At 70.4% G+C, this 18,168-nt stretch carries 3 protein-coding genes and 5 pseudogenes; 1 reads left to right on the plus strand and 7 read right to left on the minus strand.

Annotation, left to right across the window (positions count from 1 at the left end):
- Position 1: 1 nt before the first annotated feature.
- Positions 2-2,514, minus strand: a pseudogene (locus F7P10_RS45560) (SDR family NAD(P)-dependent oxidoreductase).
- On the opposite strand from F7P10_RS45560, the gene F7P10_RS44750 reads away from it, so the two are divergent.
- Positions 2,449-2,784, plus strand: coding sequence for a hypothetical protein (locus F7P10_RS44750; protein ID WP_254716101.1), 336 nt, complete (start codon positions 2,449-2,451; stop codon positions 2,782-2,784). The pseudogene F7P10_RS45560 and the gene F7P10_RS44750 overlap by 66 nt on opposite strands.
- Before the next feature lie 263 nt (positions 2,785-3,047).
- Here the strand turns inward: F7P10_RS44750 and F7P10_RS45565 are convergent.
- The 6 genes and pseudogenes from F7P10_RS45565 to F7P10_RS30320 all read right to left on the minus strand — a co-directional run.
- Positions 3,048-4,555, minus strand: a pseudogene (locus F7P10_RS45565) (acyltransferase domain-containing protein); the annotation flags it as partial.
- Positions 4,554-4,751: pseudogene (locus tag F7P10_RS45570) on the minus strand (acyltransferase domain-containing protein); the annotation flags it as partial. The pseudogenes F7P10_RS45565 and F7P10_RS45570, both read right to left, overlap by 2 nt.
- Positions 4,670-4,843, minus strand: coding sequence for a hypothetical protein (locus tag F7P10_RS45575; protein WP_368077427.1), 174 nt, complete (start codon positions 4,841-4,843; stop codon positions 4,670-4,672). The gene F7P10_RS45575 and the pseudogene F7P10_RS45570, both read right to left, overlap by 82 nt.
- Before the next feature lie 197 nt (positions 4,844-5,040).
- Positions 5,041-6,560, minus strand: a pseudogene (locus F7P10_RS30310) (type I polyketide synthase); the annotation flags it as partial.
- Positions 6,560-13,027 carry an SDR family NAD(P)-dependent oxidoreductase gene (locus tag F7P10_RS44770; protein WP_368077428.1) on the minus strand — a complete coding sequence of 2,156 codons (6,468 nt, stop codon included), beginning with the start codon at positions 13,025-13,027 and terminating at the stop codon, positions 6,560-6,562. The pseudogene F7P10_RS30310 and the gene F7P10_RS44770, both read right to left, overlap by 1 nt.
- Positions 13,028-13,161: 134 nt before the next feature.
- Positions 13,162-18,161, minus strand: a pseudogene (locus F7P10_RS30320) (type I polyketide synthase).
- Positions 18,162-18,168 lie beyond the last annotated feature (7 nt).

Here is an 18,168-nt window from a genome sequence, read left to right on the forward strand (position 1 = left end):
TTCAGGTCGGTGTGGGGGTGTTCGGCCAGCCAGGTTTGGAGTTGCCGGGCGTAGGCGCGGAGGGCTGGTTCCGACTTCGCTGACAACGGCCAAGCGATTAGGGCATCGCCGGCAGTTTTTTGTGTGATTTCCAGTGCTGGTTTTTCGGGGGCTTGCTGGATGATGACGTGGGCGTTGGTGCCGCTGATTCCGAAGGACGACACGGCGGCGCGCCGGGGACGATCGAGGGCGGGCCAGTCTCGTTCTTTGGTGAGGAGTGAGAGTGCGCCGGTGGTCCAGTCGACTTCGGTGGTGGGGTCGTCGGCGTGGAGGGTTCGGGGGAGGTGGCGGTGCCGGATGGCCTGGACCATTTTGATGACGCCGGCGATTCCGGCGGCGGCCTGGGTGTGGCCGATATTCGATTTGATCGACCCCAAGTACAGGGGGCGGTCTGCGGATCGGCTGTCCCCGTAGGTCGCCAGTAGTGCGTTGGCTTCGATGGGGTCGCCGAGGGCGGTGCCGGTGCCGTGGGCCTCGACCGCGTCGACGTCATCGGGTGCGAGGCCCGCGTTGGCGAGGGCCTGCCGGATGACGCGTTCCTGGGAGGGGCCGTTGGGTGCGGTGAGGCCGTTGCTGGCGCCGTCCTGGTTGATGGCCGAGCCCTGGACGACGGCGAGGATGGTGTGGCCGTTCTTCTGCGCGTCGCTGAGGCGCTCCAGGAGGACGAGGCCAGCGCCTTCGGCGCCGACGGTGCCGTCCGCCCCGTTGGCGAAGGGTTTGCAGTGGCCGTCGTGGGCGAGCCCGCGCTGTCGGCTGAACTCGATGAACAGGCCGGGAGTCGACATGACGGTGGCGCCGCCGGCGAGTGCGAGGTCGCATTCGCCGTTGCGGAGGGCCTGGGCGGCGAGGTGGAGGGCGACCAGCGAGGACGAGCAGGCGGTGTCGACGGTCACGGCCGGGCCTTGCAGGCCGAGCGTATAGGCGATGCGTCCGGAGGCGACGCTGCCCGCGGTGCCGTTGCCGAGGTGCCCTTCGAGGTCGTGCGGGGTGCTGTGCAGGTGGACGCCGTAGTCATGGTGCATCACGCCCGTGTAGACCCCGGTCAGCGTGTCCTTGAGGGTGGTGGGGTCGATCCCGCGCGCTCGACGGTCTCCCAGGCGACTTCGAGGAGAAGGCGCTGCTGGGGATCCATCGCCGTCGCCTCGTGGTGGGAGATGCCGAAGAAGGCGGCGTCGAACCGGTCGGCGTCGTGCAGGAATCCGCCTTCGCGGGCGTAGGAGGTCCCGTGGTGGTCGGGGTCGGGGTCGAACAGCGAGTCCAGGTCCCAGCCCCGGTTGCCGGGGAACGGGCCGATCACGTCCTTGTCCTCGCCCAGCAGGTCCCACAGGTCTTCGGGGGTGTTCACGCCGCCGGGGTAGCGGCATCCGATACCGACGATGGCGATCGGCTCGTCACTGCGGGCAGCCAAGGCCGTCCGGGCGGTCCGACCGGTGGCGGGCGCGAGTTCCTGGTGCAGGTACCGGGCGAGAGCCTGTGGTGTGGGGTGGTTGAAGACCAGGGCGGCCGGGAGCCGCAGCCCGGTCGCCTTGGCGAGCCGGTTGCGCAGCTCGACCGCCATGAGGGAGTCGAAGCCGTGTTCCTTGAACGCCTCACCCGTCCGGACACCCTCGTGGTCCGCGTGGCCTAGTACGGCGGCGGTGTGGGAGCGGATCAGATCCAGCAGAAGGGCCTGCTGCTGCTCGGGCGTGAGGCCGGTGAGCTGCCGGTGGAAGTGCGGCTTCGCTGCCGGACGAGTGGCCGTGGGCTGGACCAGCGTCCGGAGAAGCGGATGCGGGTCGGGGAGTTCGCGGAGTGTGCGGGTGTTGATGGGGGCGGGGATGAGTGTGGGGTGGTCGTGGGTGAGGGCGGTGTCGAAGAGTTCGAGGGCGTGCTGGGTGGTGAGTGGTGTGAGGCCGGTGCGTTGGAGGCGAGTTTGGTCGGTGGTGGTGAGGTGCTGGGTGAGATCGGTGGTGTCTTCCCAGAGGGTCCAGGCGAGGCTGGTGGCGGGGAGGCCGATCGTGTGGCGGTGGTGGGCGAGGGCGTCGAGGAAGGTGTTGGCGGCGGCGTAGTTGGCTTGGCCGGGGGTGCCGAGGGTGCCGGCGAGGGAGGAGAACAGGACGAAGGCGTCCAGGTTCATGTGGCGGGTGAGTTGGTGCAGGTGCCAGGCGGTGTCGGCTTTGGGGGTGAGGACCCGGTCGAGGTGGTGGGGGTGAGGTCGGTGGTGAGTGCGTCGTCGAGGGTTCCGGCGGTGTGGATGACGGCGGTGAGGGGGTGTTCGGCGGGGATGGTGGCCAGGAGTGCGGCGAGTGCGTCGGGGTCGCTGGTGTCGCAGGCGGTGATGGTGACGCGGTCGCCGAGTTGGTGCTGTAGGTCGGCTGCTGTGGGGGCGTTGGGGCCGGAGCGGCTGGCCAGGAGGAGGTGTCGGGCGCCGTGGTGTTCGGCGAGGTGGCGGGCGAGGAGTGTGCCGATGGTTCCGGTGCCGCCGGTGATGAGGATGGTGCCGTCGGGGTTGAGGGGCTGCGTTCTGCGGTGCCGGTGGTGGGGCGTGTGAGGCGGGGGATGAGGGTTTGGCCGTTGCGGAGGGCGGTTTGGGGTTCGGTGGTGGTGGCGGTGGGTGTGGTGGTGTCGGTGTCGATGAGGGTGATGCGGTCGGGGTGTTCGTTTTGGGCGCTGCGGATGAGGCCCCAGATGGCGGCGTGTCCGAGGTCGGTCACGGGGTCGTCTGGGCCGGTGGAGACGGCGCCCCGGGTCACGACGGTCAGATGACCGTCTGCCGCCAGAGCCTCCTGCAGCACTTGAAGGGCTTGGTGCGTGAGTTCGTGAGTCGCGACCGGGACATCGTCCGCGCTGGTGGCGGGCGCCTCCCAGACGGCGACCTCGGTCTGGTCCGGTAGCGCGTCCGGGACGGTCGGGCACGTGGTCCAGTCGAGACGGAACAGCGAGTTGTGCAGCTTGCCGCGTACCGGGAGCCGGTCGGCGGCAAGAGGGCGCACGGTCAGCGCATCGATGGTGGCGACGGGGGCGCCGAGCGAGTCGGTGGCGATGATTCGTGCGCGGTCGGTTCCTGTTGGCCGCAGGCGGACGCGTAGAGCCGTCGTGCCAGTGGCGTGGAGAGTGACGTTCTCCCACGAGAACGGCAGCTTGATGGTCTCCTCAGACGACACCGGACTGAGCGCCAACGTGTGCAGGGCGGTATCCAGAAGTGCCGGATGGATCCCGTATCCCGTGGTGTCGGTGCCGTCCGGAAGGGTGATGTCGGCGTAGAGGTCGTCGCCGTGCCGCCAGGCTGCGGTGACCCCCTGGAAGAGCGGGCCGTAGTGGTAACCCCGGTCGGTCAGATCCTGGTACAAACCGCTGACGTCGATGGGGTCGGCGTCGTCCGGCAGTTCCGTGGACGCGTCGTCCGACGCGACGGCGTGCGGGGTGAGAGTGCCGGATGCATGCCGTGTCCAGGGCGTGTCGTTCGGTTCCCCGGCCGCGCGGGAATGGATGGTCAGCGCGCGTCGTCCGTCGCCGTCGGGTGGGTCGAGGGCGACTTGGATGTCGACGCCGGTCTCGTCGGGGAGGAGGAGCGGCGTTTCGAGGGTGAGGTCTTCGATATGGGGAGTGCTGGTGTGTGCGCCGGCGTGGAGTGCGAGGTCCACCAGGGCGGTGCCGGGGACGAGCACGGTTCCGTTGATGGCGTGGTCGGTCAGCCATGGGTGGGTGCGGGGTGAGAGGCGTCCGGTGAACAGGTGGGCGCCGGTGTGGGAGATGTCGATGGCCGCGCCGAGGAGGGGGTGGTCGCCGGAGGCCTGCCCGAGCGCGGACACGTCGGTGCCGCCCGGCGTGTGCAGCCAAAAGGCGTCGCGTTCGAATGGGTAGGTGGGCAGCTCGACCGTGCTGGCGGTACTGGGAAACGGCCAGGTGACCCCGGTCCCCTGAACTTGGATCTCGGCGGCGGCGCCGAGGACCCGCTCCAGGCCGCCATGGTCGCGCCGCAGGGTGCCGGACGTGCGGGTGTGCGGGTGTGGTTCGAGGGTTTGCTGGATGGCGGGGGTGAGGACGGGGTGGGGGCTGACCTCGATGAAGGTGGTGTGCCCGTCCTCGATGAGGGCTTCGACGGTGGGGTGCAGCAGTACGGGTTCGCGCAGGTTGCGGTACCAGTACTCGCCGTCCAGTTCCCGGGTGTGAGCGGCTGCCCGGTGACGGTGGAGTAGAACGTGGTCGATGCCGTTCCCGGCGCGATGCCGGTGAGAGGGGCGACCAGGCGTTCCTTGAGCTTCTCGACGGCGGGGGAGTGGGAGGCGTAGTCGACGAGGATCCTGCGGGCGTGGAGGTTCACGTTGTCGCAGTGGGCCAGCAGGGTGTCGATGGCGTCGGGTGTGCCGGAGACGACGGTGGTGGTGGGGCCGTTGACGGCGGCGATGTGCAGTTCGTCGTTCCAGCAGGGCAGTTCTTCGATCTGGTTCTCGGGCAGGGCGACCGAGGCCATGGCGCCGGGGGGCGGTGTGCTGGGCGAGGGTCTTGCTGCGTTCGGCGATGATCGCGGCGGCATCCTCGAGGGTGAGGGCTCCGGCGGTGTAGGCGGCGGCGATCTCGCCTTGGGAGTGGCCGATGACGGCGTCGGGGTGGACGCCGTGGGCCTGCCAGAGCGCGGCCAGCCCGGTCATCACCGAGAACAGGGCGGGTTGGACGACGTCGGTGCGCTCAAGCGAGGGGGCGTCGGGGTCGCCGCGCAGGAGCGCGAGCAGTGACCAGCCGGTGTGGGGGGGGTGAGCGCGGTGTCGCAGGCGGTGATGTGGTCGTGGAAGACCGGCGAATCCTCCAGCAGGCTGCTGGCCATGGCGGGCCATTGGCTGCCTTGGCCGGGGAACACGAACACCGTCTTGCCCGCCGTCTTGGATGCCGACCCGGTGGCGAGGTTGGGGGCGTCGTGGTCGTTGGCGTGCGGAAGTCGTCGGTGGTGGTGCCGGTGATGACGGCGCGGTGTTCCATCGGGGTGCGGCCGGTGGCCAGGGTGTGGCCGACGTCGGCGGGGACGGTGTCGGGGTGGTGGGTGAGCCAGGTGTGCAGGCGGCGGGCCTGCTGCCGGAGTGCGGCTTCGGACCGGGCTGAGAGGGGCCAGGCGACCGGGGTCCGGGGTTCCGGGTCGGGCTCGGGGCTCTCCGGGGGTTCGGGGGCTTGCTGGACGATGACGTGGGCGTTCGTCCCGCTGACCCCGAAGGACGACACGGCCGCGCGGCGGGGACGGTCGGAGGCGGTGGGCCAGTCGCGGGCCTCGGTGAGCAGCGAGACGGCGCCGGAGTCCCAGTCGATGTGCGGGGACGGCTGGTCCACGTGCAGGGTCTTCGGGAGCCGCTGGTGCCGGATGGCCTGCACCATCTTGATGATCCCCGCGACTCCGGCGGCGGCCTGGGTGTGGCCGATGTTCGACTTGATCGACCCCAGGTGCAGGGGACGATCGGAGGGGCGGTCGTTCCCGTAGACGGACAGGAGCGCGTTGGCCTCGATGGGGTCGCCGAGGGCTGTGCCGGTGCCGTGGGCCTCGACCGCGTCGATCTGGTCCGGGCGGAGCCCGGCGGCGGCGAGCGCCGCGCCGATGACGTCTTCCTGGGAGGGGCCGTTGGGTGCGGTGAGGCCGTTGCTGGCGCCGTCCTGGTTGACGGCGGAGCCGGTGACGACCGCGAGGATCCGATGGCCGTTGCGTTGCGCGTCCGACAGGCGTTCCAGCAGCAGCAGTCCGGCGCCCTCCGACCAGCCGGTGCCGTCGGCGGAGGAGGAGAACGACTTGCATCGTCCGTCGGCGGCCAAACCGCGCTGCCGGCTGAACTCGACGAACAGGCCCGGGGTGGACATCACGGCGGCGCCGCCCGCGAGCGCGAGGTCGCATTCGCCGTTGCGGAGGGCGTGCGCCGCGAAATGCAGCGCGACGAGCGAGGACGAGCACGCCGTGTCCACCGTCACCGCCGGCCCCTGCAAACCGAGCGCGTACGCGACCCGGCCGGAGGCCACGCTGGTGGCCTTGCCGGTCATCAGGTAGCCCTCGTAGTTCCCGGGCGCCCGATGCATGTCCGGGCCGTAGGGCTGGAAGACGACACCGGTGAAGACACCGGTCCGGCTCTTCGCCAGGGACGTCGGTTCGATGCCCGCGCGTTCGAGCGTTTCCCAGGCGACTTCGAGCAGGAGCCGCTGCTGCGGGTCCATCGCCGTGGCCTCGCGGGGGAGATCCCGAAGAAGGACGCGTCGAACCGGTCGGCGTCGTGGACGAATCCGCCTTCGCGGGCGTAGGAGGTTCCGGGACGATCCGGATCGGGGTCGAACAGGGTGTCCAGGTCCCAGCCGCGGTTGCCGGGGAAGGGGCCGATGGCGTCGCGTTCGTCGGTGACCAGCGACCACAGATCCTCGGGGGACTCCACCCCGCCCGGATACCGGCACCCCATCCCCACGATCGCGATCGGCTCCGACGCCCGTTCTTCGGTCTCGCGCAACCGCTCCCGGGTCCGGCTGAGATCGGCGGTGACCCGCTTCAGGTATTCGAAGACCTTTTCGTCGTTCGCCATTAGTAGCCGCCCTCGGAGTTGTCGCGGTGGTCGTCGCCGTGAAATTGCTCGTCGATGAGTGCGAGCAGTTCCTCTGGTTTGTCGGCCGCCAGAATGGTCTCGGTGATGTCGCCGTTCGCCGGTGCGGCGTCGCCCGTGCGTCCCAGCCGTCCCAGCAGCCGCTGGAGCCGGGGCACGAGTTCGTCGGGGAGCCGGTCGTCGGCCGGACCTTCGGAAAGGGAGGCCTCCAGCCGGTCCAGCTCGGCGAGCAGCGCCGCGCCGGGCCGCGGCGGCTCGGGGACCAGCCGTGCCCGCAGATGTCCGGCGAGCGCCTGCGGCGTCGGCTGGTCGAAGATGACGGTCGCCGGCAGCCGGAGCCCGGTCGCGGTGCCGAGCCGGTTGCGCAGTTCGACCGCGGCGAGCGAATCGACGCCGAGCTCCTTGAACGTGCCCCCGGCGTCCATCGCGCCGGGGTCGTCGTGCCCGAGGACGAGGGCGAGTTGCGCGTGCACGGTCTCCAGCAGCAACCGTTCCTGCTCGTCCGCGGGCAGGCCGCCGAACCGTTCCCCCAGGACGGACGCCGGCTGCCGCACCGCCGCGGACCGCACAGCCGCGGGCGGCCGGACCGCGGGGGCGAGACGGGCCAGCAGCGGATGCCCGGCCCCGTTCCCTGCGGCCAGCGCCCGGACGCTGACATCGGCCGCGACGAACGCCGAGTCGCCTCGCCCGAGCGCGATGTCGAACAGTTCCAGCGCGTGGTCGGTGTCCAGGGGCAGGACGCCGGAGCGGGCCATCCGGGCGCGATCGCCGTCGGTGAGCCCGGCCGTCATCCCGCTCGTTTCCGCCCACGGCCCCCAGCCGAGGCTCGTGGCGGGCAGGCCCAGGGCCCGGCGGTGCGCGGCGAGGGAGTCCAGGAACGCGTTCGCGGCGGCGTAGTTGCCCTGACCGGGGGAACCGAGGGTGCCCGCCAGGGACGAGAACAGGACGAAGGCGTCTAGGTCCAGGTCCCGCGTCAGGCGGTGCAGGTGCCAGGCCGCCTCCGCCTTGGGGGCGAGGACGGCGGTGACGTGCTCGGCGGTGAGGTCGGCGAGCAGCGCGTCATCGATCGTCCCGGCGGCGTGCACGACCGCCGTCAGCGGATGCTCGGCGGGGACGGCGGCCAGCAGCGCGGCCAGCGCGTCCGGGTCGGAGGTGTCGCAGGCGGCGATGGTGACCCGAACGCCGAGTTCTTCCCGGATGGCGGCGGCTCCGGGGGCGTCCGGGCCGGAACGGCCGGCCAGCAGCAGGTGCCGCGCGCCGTACCGGTCGGCCAGGTGCCGCGCCAGCCGGGAGCCGAGGGTGCCGGTCCCTCCGGTGATCAGGACGGTCCCGTCCGGATCGATCCCCCGCGGGAACGTCAGCACCACCTTTCCGACGTGCGCGGCCCGCCCCAGGTACTGGAGCGCCTCGGCGGCGCGCCGCACGTCCCAGGTCGTCACCGGCGGCGGCCGCAGCGTTCCGTCCGCGAACAGCGCACCCAGCTCGCCGAGCATCCGCCGGATCTGCTCGGGCGGCGTCCGGTGCAGGTCCAGCACCCCGTAGCCGACACCCGGATACCGTTCGGCGACCTGCCGCGGGTCACGGACGTCGACCTTGCCCATCTCGACGAAGCGGCCGCCGTCGCGGACCAGCCGCAGCGACGCGTCGGTGAACTCGTGCGCCAGCGAGTTGAGGACGACGTCCACGCCCCGCCCGCCGGTCCGCTCGCGGAACGTCTCCTCGAAGTCGAGCGTGCGGGAGGACGCGATCCGGTCGCCGTTCAGGCCGCGCTCCCGGAGCACGTGCCACTTGCCGGGGGACGCGGTCGCGAGGACGTCCGCTCGCAGATGCCGGGCGAGCTGCACGGCCGCGGTACCCACGCCGCCCGTCGCGCTGTGGATCAGCACCGTCTCGCCCACCCGCAGCGCGGCATCGTCCACGAGTGCCTGGTAGGCGGTCAGGAACACCACCGGGACGGCCGCCGCCTGGGCGAAAGACCATCCGTGCGGGACCCGTCCGAGCAGGCGGTGATCGGTGACCGCGACCGGTCCGATCCCGTCCGGGAACAGCCCCATCACGCGGTCGCCCGGCGCCAGGTCCGCGACGCCCGCACCCACTTCCGTGACGACCCCGGAGCCTTCACCGCCGACGCCCGTCCCGTCGTCCACCATGCCCAGCGCGACCAGCGCGTCGCGGAAGTTCAGCCCCGCCGCCCGCAGCCCGACCCTGACCTGGCCCGCCGCGAGGGGAGCGGCGGCCTCCGGCCACGCGGTCAGCGCCAGCCGGTCCAGGGTCCCCGTCCCCACCCGGTCCAGCCGCCACGTCGGGCACCCGTCCGGCGGTGTCAGCGGCTCGTCGGCGCCGGCCCGTTCGAGGTGCGGGACGAGCACGCGCCCCGCGCGGATCGCCGACTGCGGGCGCGCGCCGTCCAGTGCCGCGCCGACGGCGGCGGGAGTGTCGGGGTGCTCGTCGAGATCGAGCAGGACGACGCGACCGGGATGCTCGGCCTGGGCGGAGCGCGCGAGGCCCCAGACCGCGGCGTGCGCCGGGTCCCGGACCCCGTCGCCCGGCTCGGCGGCGACGCCGCCGCGGGTGACGAGCACCAGCCGTCCGTCCGCGAACCGGTCGTCCGTCAGCCAGGTTCGCAGGACGTCCAGGGCGTCGCAGGTCGCGGCACGCGTGGCCGCCGGCACGTCCGGTGTGTCCGGTGTGTCCCCGCCTGGGGAGTGTGCGGAGGGCGGGCAGGCCAGCAGGGTGAACGGCGGCGGTGCGGTTCCCGCGTCGATCGCCTTCCCCAGTGCCGCCAGATCGGGGTACACGCGCGTCGCCGCCGCCGTCAGAGGATCGCTGTCGCTCCCCACCAGGACGTACGGGGAATCCGCCGGAGCGTCCGCGCTCTCGGGGAGCCCTTCCCACATCAGCCGGAACAGGCCGGTCCGTCCCGACCCCGATCCCGATCCCGACCGCAGGGCGTCCGGCGCCAGTGGACGCACGGTCAGCGTCTCGACCACCACCACGGCCGCGCCGTCGGTGTCGGTGACGGTGATGCGGACCTGATCCGGACCCGTGGGGCACAGCCGAACCCGCAGGGCGTTCGCGCCGGTCGAACCGGTCGCGTGCAGAACGACGCCTTCCCAGGTGAAGGGCAGCTTGGTCGTGCCGCCGGAGGTGTCGGGCGCGAGCGCCAGCGGGTGCAGTGCCGCGTCGAGGAGGGCGGGGTGGATGTGGTGCCCGGTGGTGTCGGTGCCGTCGGGGAGGGTGATGTGGGCGTAGAGGTCGTCGCCGTGTCGCCAGGCTGCGGTGAGGTTCTGGAAGGCGGGGCCGTAGTGGTAGCCGCGGTCGGCGAGGTCGTCGTAGAGGCCGGTGACGTCGATGGGTGTGGCGTCGGCGGGCGGTTCGGCGGACGTGTCGTCCGGTGCGGCGCCGGTGTCCGGGGCGAGAGTGCCGGTGGCGTGCAGGGTCCACGGCGCGTCCATGGACTCGCCCGCCGCGCGCGAGTGGACGGTCAGCGCACGACGTCCGTCGTCCCCGGCGGACGGATCGAGCGTGACCCGCAGATCCACGGCGCCTTCCTCGGGAACCAGCAGCGGCGCCTGCAGCGCCAGCTCCTCGATGTGCGGTGTCGCGGCGTGCGCGCCCGCATGGAGCGCGAGATCGACCAGCCCGACGCCCGGAAGCAGTACGTTGTCGCGAATAGCGTGGTCGATGAGCCACGGGTGGGTGCGCTGTGAGAGCCGTCCGGTGAACAGCAGAGTGCCGGTGGTCGGAATCTCCGTGGCGGCCCCCAGGAATGGGTGGTCGCTGGGTGATTGGCCGACGGTTGAAACGTCTCCGGAATTGATCGTTCCGTGTAGCCAGTGGCTTTCGCGTTGGAATGGGTAGGTGGGGAGGTTGGTGGGTTGTGGGTTGGGTCCGTAGAGGTTGGTGGGCCAGTGGGTGGTGTGGCCTTGGGTGTGGAGGTTGGTGAGGGTGGTGAGGAGTTGGTGGGGGTTGTTTTTGTGGAGGGTGGGGTGGGTTTGTGTGTGGGGTTGGGTGAGTGTTTGTTCGGTGGGTGGGGTGAGGGTGGGGTGGGGTCCGATTTCGATGTAGGTGGTGGTGCCGTTGTGTTGGAGGTGGTCGATGGTGGTGGCCCATTGGACGGGTTGGCGGAGGTGTCGGGTCCAGTAGTGGGGGTCGGTGAGTTGTTCGGGTGTGGCGGGTTGTCCGGTGAGGTTGGAGATGAGGGGGGTGGTGGGGGGCTGGTATTGGAGTTGTTCGGCGATTTCGTGGAAGGGGTCGAGGATGGGGTCCATGGCGGGTGAGTGGAAGGCGTGGGAGACGGTGAGTGGGGTGGTTTTGTAGCCGTCTTCGCGGAGTTGTTGGGTGATTTTTTGGAGGGTGGTGTGGTTGCCGGAGATGGTGGTGGAGGTGGGGGAGTTGTGTGCGGCGATGCTGGTGTCGGGGTGGTCGTTGAGGAGTTTTTCTAGGAGGGGGAGGGGGGCGTTGGTGGCGTGCATGGCGCCGGTGTGGGGGGGTGTGGTGTTGATGAGGTGGGCGCGGTGGGTGATGAGGGTGGTGGCGTGTTGGAGGGTGAGGGTGCCGGTGATGTGTGCGGCGGTGATTTCGCCGATGGAGTGGCCGGCGAGGTGGTGGGGGGTGATGCCCCAGTCGGCCAGGAGGTGGGTGAGGGCGGTTTCGAGGGTGAACAGTGCGGGTTGGGTGTAGGTGGTGTCGTGGATGAGTTGGGCTTCGGGTTGGTCGGGGGTGGCGAACATGACGGTTTGGAGGGGGACGGGCAGGTGGGGGTTGAAGTGTTCGCTGATGTGGTCGATGTGGGCGGCGAAGGTGGGGTGGGTTCGGTAGAGGTCGTGGCCCATGCCGGCCCATTGGGCGCCTTGTCCGGTGAATAGGAAGGCGGTGGTTCCGGTGGGTGGGGTGGCGGTTCCGGTGGTGAGGTTGGGTGCTTGTCGGCCGGTGGTGAGGGCGTTGAGGGCTTTTTCGAAGTCTTGGGTGGTGGTGCCGGTGATGATGGCGCGGTGGTCGAAGGTGGTGCGGGTGGCGGCGAGGGAGTAGCCGATGTCGTTCAGGTCGGTGTGGGGGTGTTCGGCCAGCCAGGTTCGGAGTTGCCGGGCGTAGGCGCGCAGGGCTGGTTCCGACTTCGCTGACAACGGCCAAGCGATTAGGGCATCGCCGGCAGGTTTTTGTGTGATTTCCAGTGCTGGTTTTTCGGGGGCTTGCTGGATGATGACGTGGGCGTTGGTGCCGCTGATTCCGAAGGACGACACGGCAGCGCGCCGGGGACGATCGACGGCGGGCCAGTCGCGCGCCTCGGTGAGCAGTTCGACCGCCCCCGACTCCCAATCGACTTCGGCTGAGGGCTCGTCGGCATGCAGCGATCTCGGGAGACGCTGCTTTTGGAGCGCCTGAACCATTTTTATAATTCCGGCGACTCCGGCGGCGGCTTGGGTGTGACCGATGTTCGATTTGATCGAGCCCAGGTAGAGCGGCTCTCCGTCGCCGCGGTTCTGCCCGTACGTCGCCAGGAGCGCGTTGGCCTCGATGGGGTCGCCGAGGGCGGTGCCGGTGCCGTGGGCCTCGATCGCGTCGATCTGGTCCTCGGTGAGCCGGGCGTTGGCGAGGGCCTGCCGGATGACGCGTTCCTGGGAGGGGCCATTGGGTGCGGTGAGGCCGTTGCTGGCGCCGTCCTGGTTGATGGCGGAGCCCTGGACGACGGCGAGGATGGTGTGGCCGTTCTTCTGCGCGTCGCTGAGGCGCTCCAACAGAAGAAGACCGACCCCTTCGGAGCCGACAATGCCGTCGGCTCCATTGGCGAAGGGTTTGCAGTGTCCGTCGTGGGCGAGTCCGCGCTGCCTGCTGAACTCGATGAACAGGCCGGGAGTCGACATGACGCTCGCGCCGCCCGCGAGCGCGAGGTCGCATTCGCCGTTGCGGAGGGCCTGGGCGGCGAGGTGCAGGGCCACCAGCGAGGATGAGCAGGCGGTGTCGACGGTCACGGCCGGGCCTTGCAGGCCGAGCGTGTAGGCGATGCGCCCCGAAACGACGCTTGCCGCGCTTCCGTTACCGATGTATCCCTCGTAGCCATCGGGCAGTCGGCCGAGGCGCGCGCCGTAGTCGTGGTACATCGCACCGGCGTAGACCCCGGTCAGCGTGTCCTTGAGGGAGGTGGGGTCGATGCCCGCGCGTTCGATGCTTTCCCAGGCGACTTCGAGGAGAAGGCGCTGCTGGGGGTCCATGGCGGTTGCTTCGCGGGGTGAGATGCCGAAGAAGGCGGCGTCGAACCGGTCGGCGTCGTGGAGGAATCCGCCTTCGCGGGCGTAGGAGGTCCCGTGGTGGTCGGGGTCGGGGTTAAACAGCGAGTCCAGGTCCCAGCCGCGATTGGCGGGGAACGGGCCGATCGCTTCCCGGCCGGTGCTGACCAGGTCCCACAGGTCTTCGGGGGTGTTCACGCCGCCGGGGTAGCGGCATGCCATGGCGACGATGGCGATCGCTTCGCCGGAGTGGTCACCGGTGCCCGTCCGGGTGGTGTCGGGGCTGGCGGTGGTGCTCGGGGCGAGCCGGTCGTGGAGGTACTGGGCGAGGTTCTGCGGTGTGGGGTGGTTGAAGATCAGCGTGGCCGGGAGTCGCAGCCCGGTCGCCTTGGCGAGCCGGTTGCGCAGCTCGACCGCCGTGAGGGAGTCGAATCCCAGTTCCTTGAACGCCTCGTCGGTGGGAACATCGCCCGGGTTCGCATGCCCCAGGACCGAAGCAGTGTGGGTACGGATGGCCGCCAGGAGTTGCTCGAGTGTGTGTCCCGCGGACTCCGCTGCGACGATCGGCCGCCGGACGGTGGTTGGAACGAGGCCCCGCAGCAGTGGATGTGGGTCGGGGTGTTCGCGGAGTGTGCGGGTGTTGATGGGGGCGGGGATGAGTGTGGGGTGGTCGTGGGTGAGGGCGGTGTCGAAGAGTTCGAGGGCGTGCTGGGTGGTGAGTGGTGTGAGGCCGGTGCGTTGGAGGCGAGTTTGGTCGGTGGTGGTGAGGTGCTGGGTGAGATCGGTGGTGTCTTCCCAGAGGGTCCAGGCGAGGCTGGTGGCGGGGAGGTTTTGGGTGTGGCGGTGGTGGGCGAGGGCGTCGAGGAAGGTGTTGGCGGCGGCGTAGTTGGCTTGGCCGGGGGTGCCGAGGGTGCCGGCGAGTGAGGAGAACAGGACGAAGGCGTCCAGGTTCATGTGGCGGGTGAGGTGGTGCAGGTGCCAGGCGGTGTCGGCTTTGGGGGTGAGGACCCGGTCGAGGTGGTGGGGGTGAGGTCGGTGGTGAGTGCGTCGTCGAGGGTTCCGGCGGTGTGGATGACGGCGGTGAGGGGGTGTTCGGCGGGGACGGTGGCCAGGAGTGCGGCGAGTGCGTCGGGGTCGCTGGTGTCGCAGGCGGTGATGGTGACGCGGTCGCCGAGTTGGTGCTGTAGGTCGGCTGCTGTGGGGGCGTTGGGGCCGGAGCGGCTGGCCAGGAGGAGGTGTCGGGCGCCGTGGTGTTCGGCGAGGTGGCGGGCGAGGAGTGTGCCGATGGTTCCGGTGCCGCCGGTGATGAGGATGGTGCCGTCGGGATTGAGCGGGGGGCGCTCCCCGGTGCGGGTGGTGGGGCGTGTGAGGCGGGGGGCGAAGGTCTGGCCGTTGCGGATGGCGGTTTGGGGTTCGGTGGTGGTGGTGGGTGTGGTGGTGGTGTCGGTGTCGATGAGGGTGATGCGGTCGGGGTGTTCGTTTTGGGCGCTGCGGATCAGTCCCCAGATGGCGGCGTGTCCGAGGTCGGTCACGGGGTCGTCGGGGCCGGTGGAGACGGCACCCCGGGTCACGACGGTCAGTAGTTCGTCGGTGGCGAGGACGTCTTGGAGTCGGCCGAGCGCCTGATGGGCCAGGTCTCGGACGCCCTTCAGAACGTCCTCGGCCGGAGTGGCCGGTACCTCCCAGACGGTGCCACCGGTGCTGGCGATCGAGCGCGCTGGTACGGAGAGGCGCTGCCAATCGAGGCGGAACAGCGAGTTGTGCAGATTGGTGCCGACACTCAACTGCTCAGGCGTTAGGGACCGCACGGTGAGCGCGCCGATCGTGGCGACGGGAGCGCCCTGCTCGTCGGCGGCAGTGATGCGGAACTGGTCCGGGCCGGTGGGCTGCAGCCGGACGCGCAGCGTGGATGCCCCGGTGGAGCGCAGTGTGACGTTCTCCCACGAGAACGGCAGCTTGATCTCCTCGCCCGAGGAAACGGCGGTGAACACCAGCGGGTGAAGTGCTGCATCGAGGAGCGCGGGGTGGATCGAGTGCCCAGGGCTGACGCTGTCGTCGGGGAAGGCTACGTCTGCGTAGATGTCGTCGCCGTGCCGCCAGGCTGCGGTGAGGTTCTGGAAGGCCGGACCGTAGAGGTATCCGCGATCGGCGAGGTCTTCGTACAGCCGGGACACATCGATGGGGGTGGCGTCGCTGGGCGCTTCCGTGGACGGTTCGCTCGATGCAGTGGTGTGCGGCGCGAGAGTACCGGTGACGTGACGAACCCACGGTTCGTCGGACGTGCGCGAGTGGATGCTGATCGGCCGTCGTCCGTCGCTGTCTGGCGGGTCGAGGGCGACTTGGATGTCGATGCCGGTGTGGTCGGGGAGGGGGAGTGGTGTTTCGAGGGTGAGGTCTTCGATGTGGGGGGTGCCGGTGTGGGAGCCGGTGTGGAGTGCGAGGTCGACCAGTGCGGTGCCGGGGAGCAGGGTGGTTGCGTTGACGGCGTGGTCGGTCAGCCATGGGTGGGTGCGGGGTGAGAGGCGTCCGGTGAACAGGTGGGCGCCGGTGTGGGAGATGTCGATGGCGGCGCCGAGGAAGGGATGGTCGCCGGGTGCCTGCCCGAGGGCGGACACGTCGGTGCCGCCGGGTGTGTGCAGCCAGTAGGTGTCGCGCTCGAAGGGGTAGGTGGGCAGCTCGACCGCGCGGGCGGTGTCGGGGAACGGCCAGGTGACCGCGGTCCCCTGGACATGGATCTCGGCGGTGGCGGTGAGGAACTGCTCCAGGCTGCCGTGGTCGCGGCGCAGGGTGCCGGAGGTGTGGGCGTCGGGGTGCGGTTCGAGGGTTTGCTGGATGGCGGGGGTGAGTACGGGGTGGGGGCTGACCTCGATGAAGGTGGTGTGCCCGTCGTTGAGGAGCGCTTCGACGGTGGGGTGGAGCAGGACGGGTTCGCGCAGGTTGCGGTACCAGTACTCGCCGTCCAGTTCGCGGGTGTCCAGCGGGTGTCCGGTGACGGTGGAGTAGAACGCGGTTGATGCTGTCTGCGGTGTGATGCCGGTGAGGGGAGCGATCAGGTGTTCTTTGAGCGCTTCGACGGCGGGGGAGTGGGAGGCGTAGTCGACGGGGATCTTGCGGGCGTGGAGGTTCACGTTGTCGCAGTGGGCCCGCAACGCGTCGATGGCGTCGGGGGTGCCGGAGACGACGGTGGTGGAGGGGCCGTTGACGGCGGCGATGTGGAGTTGGTCGTTCCAGCAGGGCAGCGAACCGAGTTGTTCGGCGGGCAGAGCGACCGAGGCCATGGCGCCGGGGGCGGTGTGTTTCGCCAGGGTCTTGCTGCGTTCGGCGATGATGGCGGCGGCGTCTTGGAGGGTGAGGGCTCCGGCGGTGTAGGCGGCGGCGATCTCGCCTTGGGAGTGGCCGATGACGGCGTCGGGGTGGACGCCGTGGGCTTGCCAGAGTGCGGCCAGTCCGGTCATCACTGCGAACAGGGCGGGTTGGACGACGTCGGTGCGCTCAAGCGAGGGAGCGTCGGGGTCGTTGCGAAGGAGCGCGAGCAGTGACCAGTCGGTGTGGGGTGCCAGGGCCGCGTGGCAGGCGGTGATGTGGTCGCGGAAGATCGGGGAGGTTTCCAGCAGGCTGTTGGCCATGGCGGCCCATTGGCTGCCTTGGCCGGGGAAGACGAACACCGTCTTGCCCGTGGTTTTGGGGGCGGAGCCGACCGTGAGGTTGGGGGCGTCGTGGTTGTCGGCGAGGGCTTGGAGGTCGGTGCGGAAGTCTTCGGTGGTGGTGCCGGTGATGACGGCGCGGTGTTCCAGCCTCGTCCGGCCGGTGGCCAGGGTGTGGCCGACGTCGGCGGGGACGGTTTCGGGGTGGTGGGTGAGCCAGGTGTGCAGGCGGCGGGCCTGCTGGCGAAGCGCGGCCTCGGTCCGGGCCGACAGGGGCCAGGCGACCGGGGTTCGGGGCTCCGGTTCGGGCTCGGGGGCTTCGAGTCCCGGAGCTTCCTGGACGATGATGTGGGCGTTCGTCCCGCTGACGCCGAAGGACGATACGGCCGCGCGGCGGGGACGGTCGGAGGCGGTGGGCCAGTCGCGGGCCTCGGTGAGCAGCGAGACGGCGCCGGACGCCCAATCGACTTCGGTGGTCGGCTCCTCGGAGTGCAGGGTCCGGGGGAGCCGCCGGTGCTGGAGGGCCTGCACCATCTTGATGACCCCGGCGGCACCGGCGGCGGCCTGGGTGTGGCCGATGTTCGACTTGATCGACCCCAGCTGCAGCGGCCGGTCCTCGGGACGGTTCTGCCCGTAGGTCGCGAGCAGGGCGGTCGCCTCGATGGGGTCGCCCAGCGCGGTACCCGTGCCGTGGGCCTCGACCGCGTCCACCTGGTCCACGGTCAGTTGGGCACTGGCGAGGGCCTGGTGGATGACGCGTTCCTGGGAGGGCCCGTTGGGTGCGGTGAGGCCGTTGCTGGCGCCGTCCTGGTTGACGGCGGAGCCGGTGACGACCGCGAGGATCCGATGGCCGTTGCGTTGCGCGTCCGACAGGCGTTCCAGCAGCAGCAGTCCGGCGCCCTCCGACCAGCCGGTGCCGTCGGCGGAGGACGAGAAGGACTTGCATCGTCCGTCGGCGGCCAAACCGCGCTGCCGGCTGAACTCGAGGAACGTGTTGGGTGTGGACATGACCGTCACGCCGCCCGCGAGTGCGAGGTCGCATTCGCCGTTGCGGAGGGCGTGCGCCGCGAAGTGCAGGGCGACGAGCGACGACGAGCAGGCCGTGTCCACCGTCACCGCGGGACCCTGCAAACCGAGGGTGTACGCGACCCGGCCCGAGGCGACGCTGCCCGCGCTGCCGTTGCCGATGTAGCCCTCGTATCCTTCGGGCGGCGGCGTGAGCCGAGAGCCGTAGTCGTGGTACATCACGCCGGTGTAGACCCCGGTCGACGTCCCCTTGAGGGTGGTGGGGTCGATGCCGGCGCGTTCGAGGGTTTCCCAGGCGACTTCGAGCAGGAGCCGCTGCTGGGGATCCATCGCGGTCGCTTCGCGGGGGAGATCCCGAAGAAGGACGCGTCGAACCGGTCGGCGTCATGCAGGAACCCGCCCTCGCGGGCGTAGGACGTCCCGTGGTGATCGGGGTCGGAGTCGAACAGCGACTCCAGGTCCCAGCCCCGGTTGCCGGGGAACGGGCCGATGGCGTCGCGCTCGTCGCTGACCAGGGACCACAGGTCCTCGGGGGACTCCACCCCGCCCGGATACCGGCACCCCATCCCCACGATCGCGATCGGCTCCGACGCCCGGTCCTCGAGCTCACGCAGCCGGTGCCGGGTCTCGCGGAGATCGACCGACGCCCGCTGGAGGTAGGCGCGAAGCTTGTCCTCGTTTGTCATCTCGAAG

Origin of the sequence: Actinomadura sp. WMMB 499 (assembly GCF_008824145.1) — a bacterium.
In the GTDB taxonomy this organism is placed as follows: Bacteria; Actinomycetota; Actinomycetes; order Streptosporangiales; family Streptosporangiaceae; genus Spirillospora.

Excerpts from the sequence above, each read along its gene's own strand:
- F7P10_RS44770 (WP_368077428.1), bottom strand. The coding sequence starts at position 13,027 with ATGGCATGCCGCTACCCCGGCGGCGTGAACACCCCCGAAGACCTGTGG.
- F7P10_RS45575 (WP_368077427.1), bottom strand. The coding sequence starts at position 4,843 with ATGGCCAGCAGCCTGCTGGAGGATTCGCCGGTCTTCCACGACCACATC.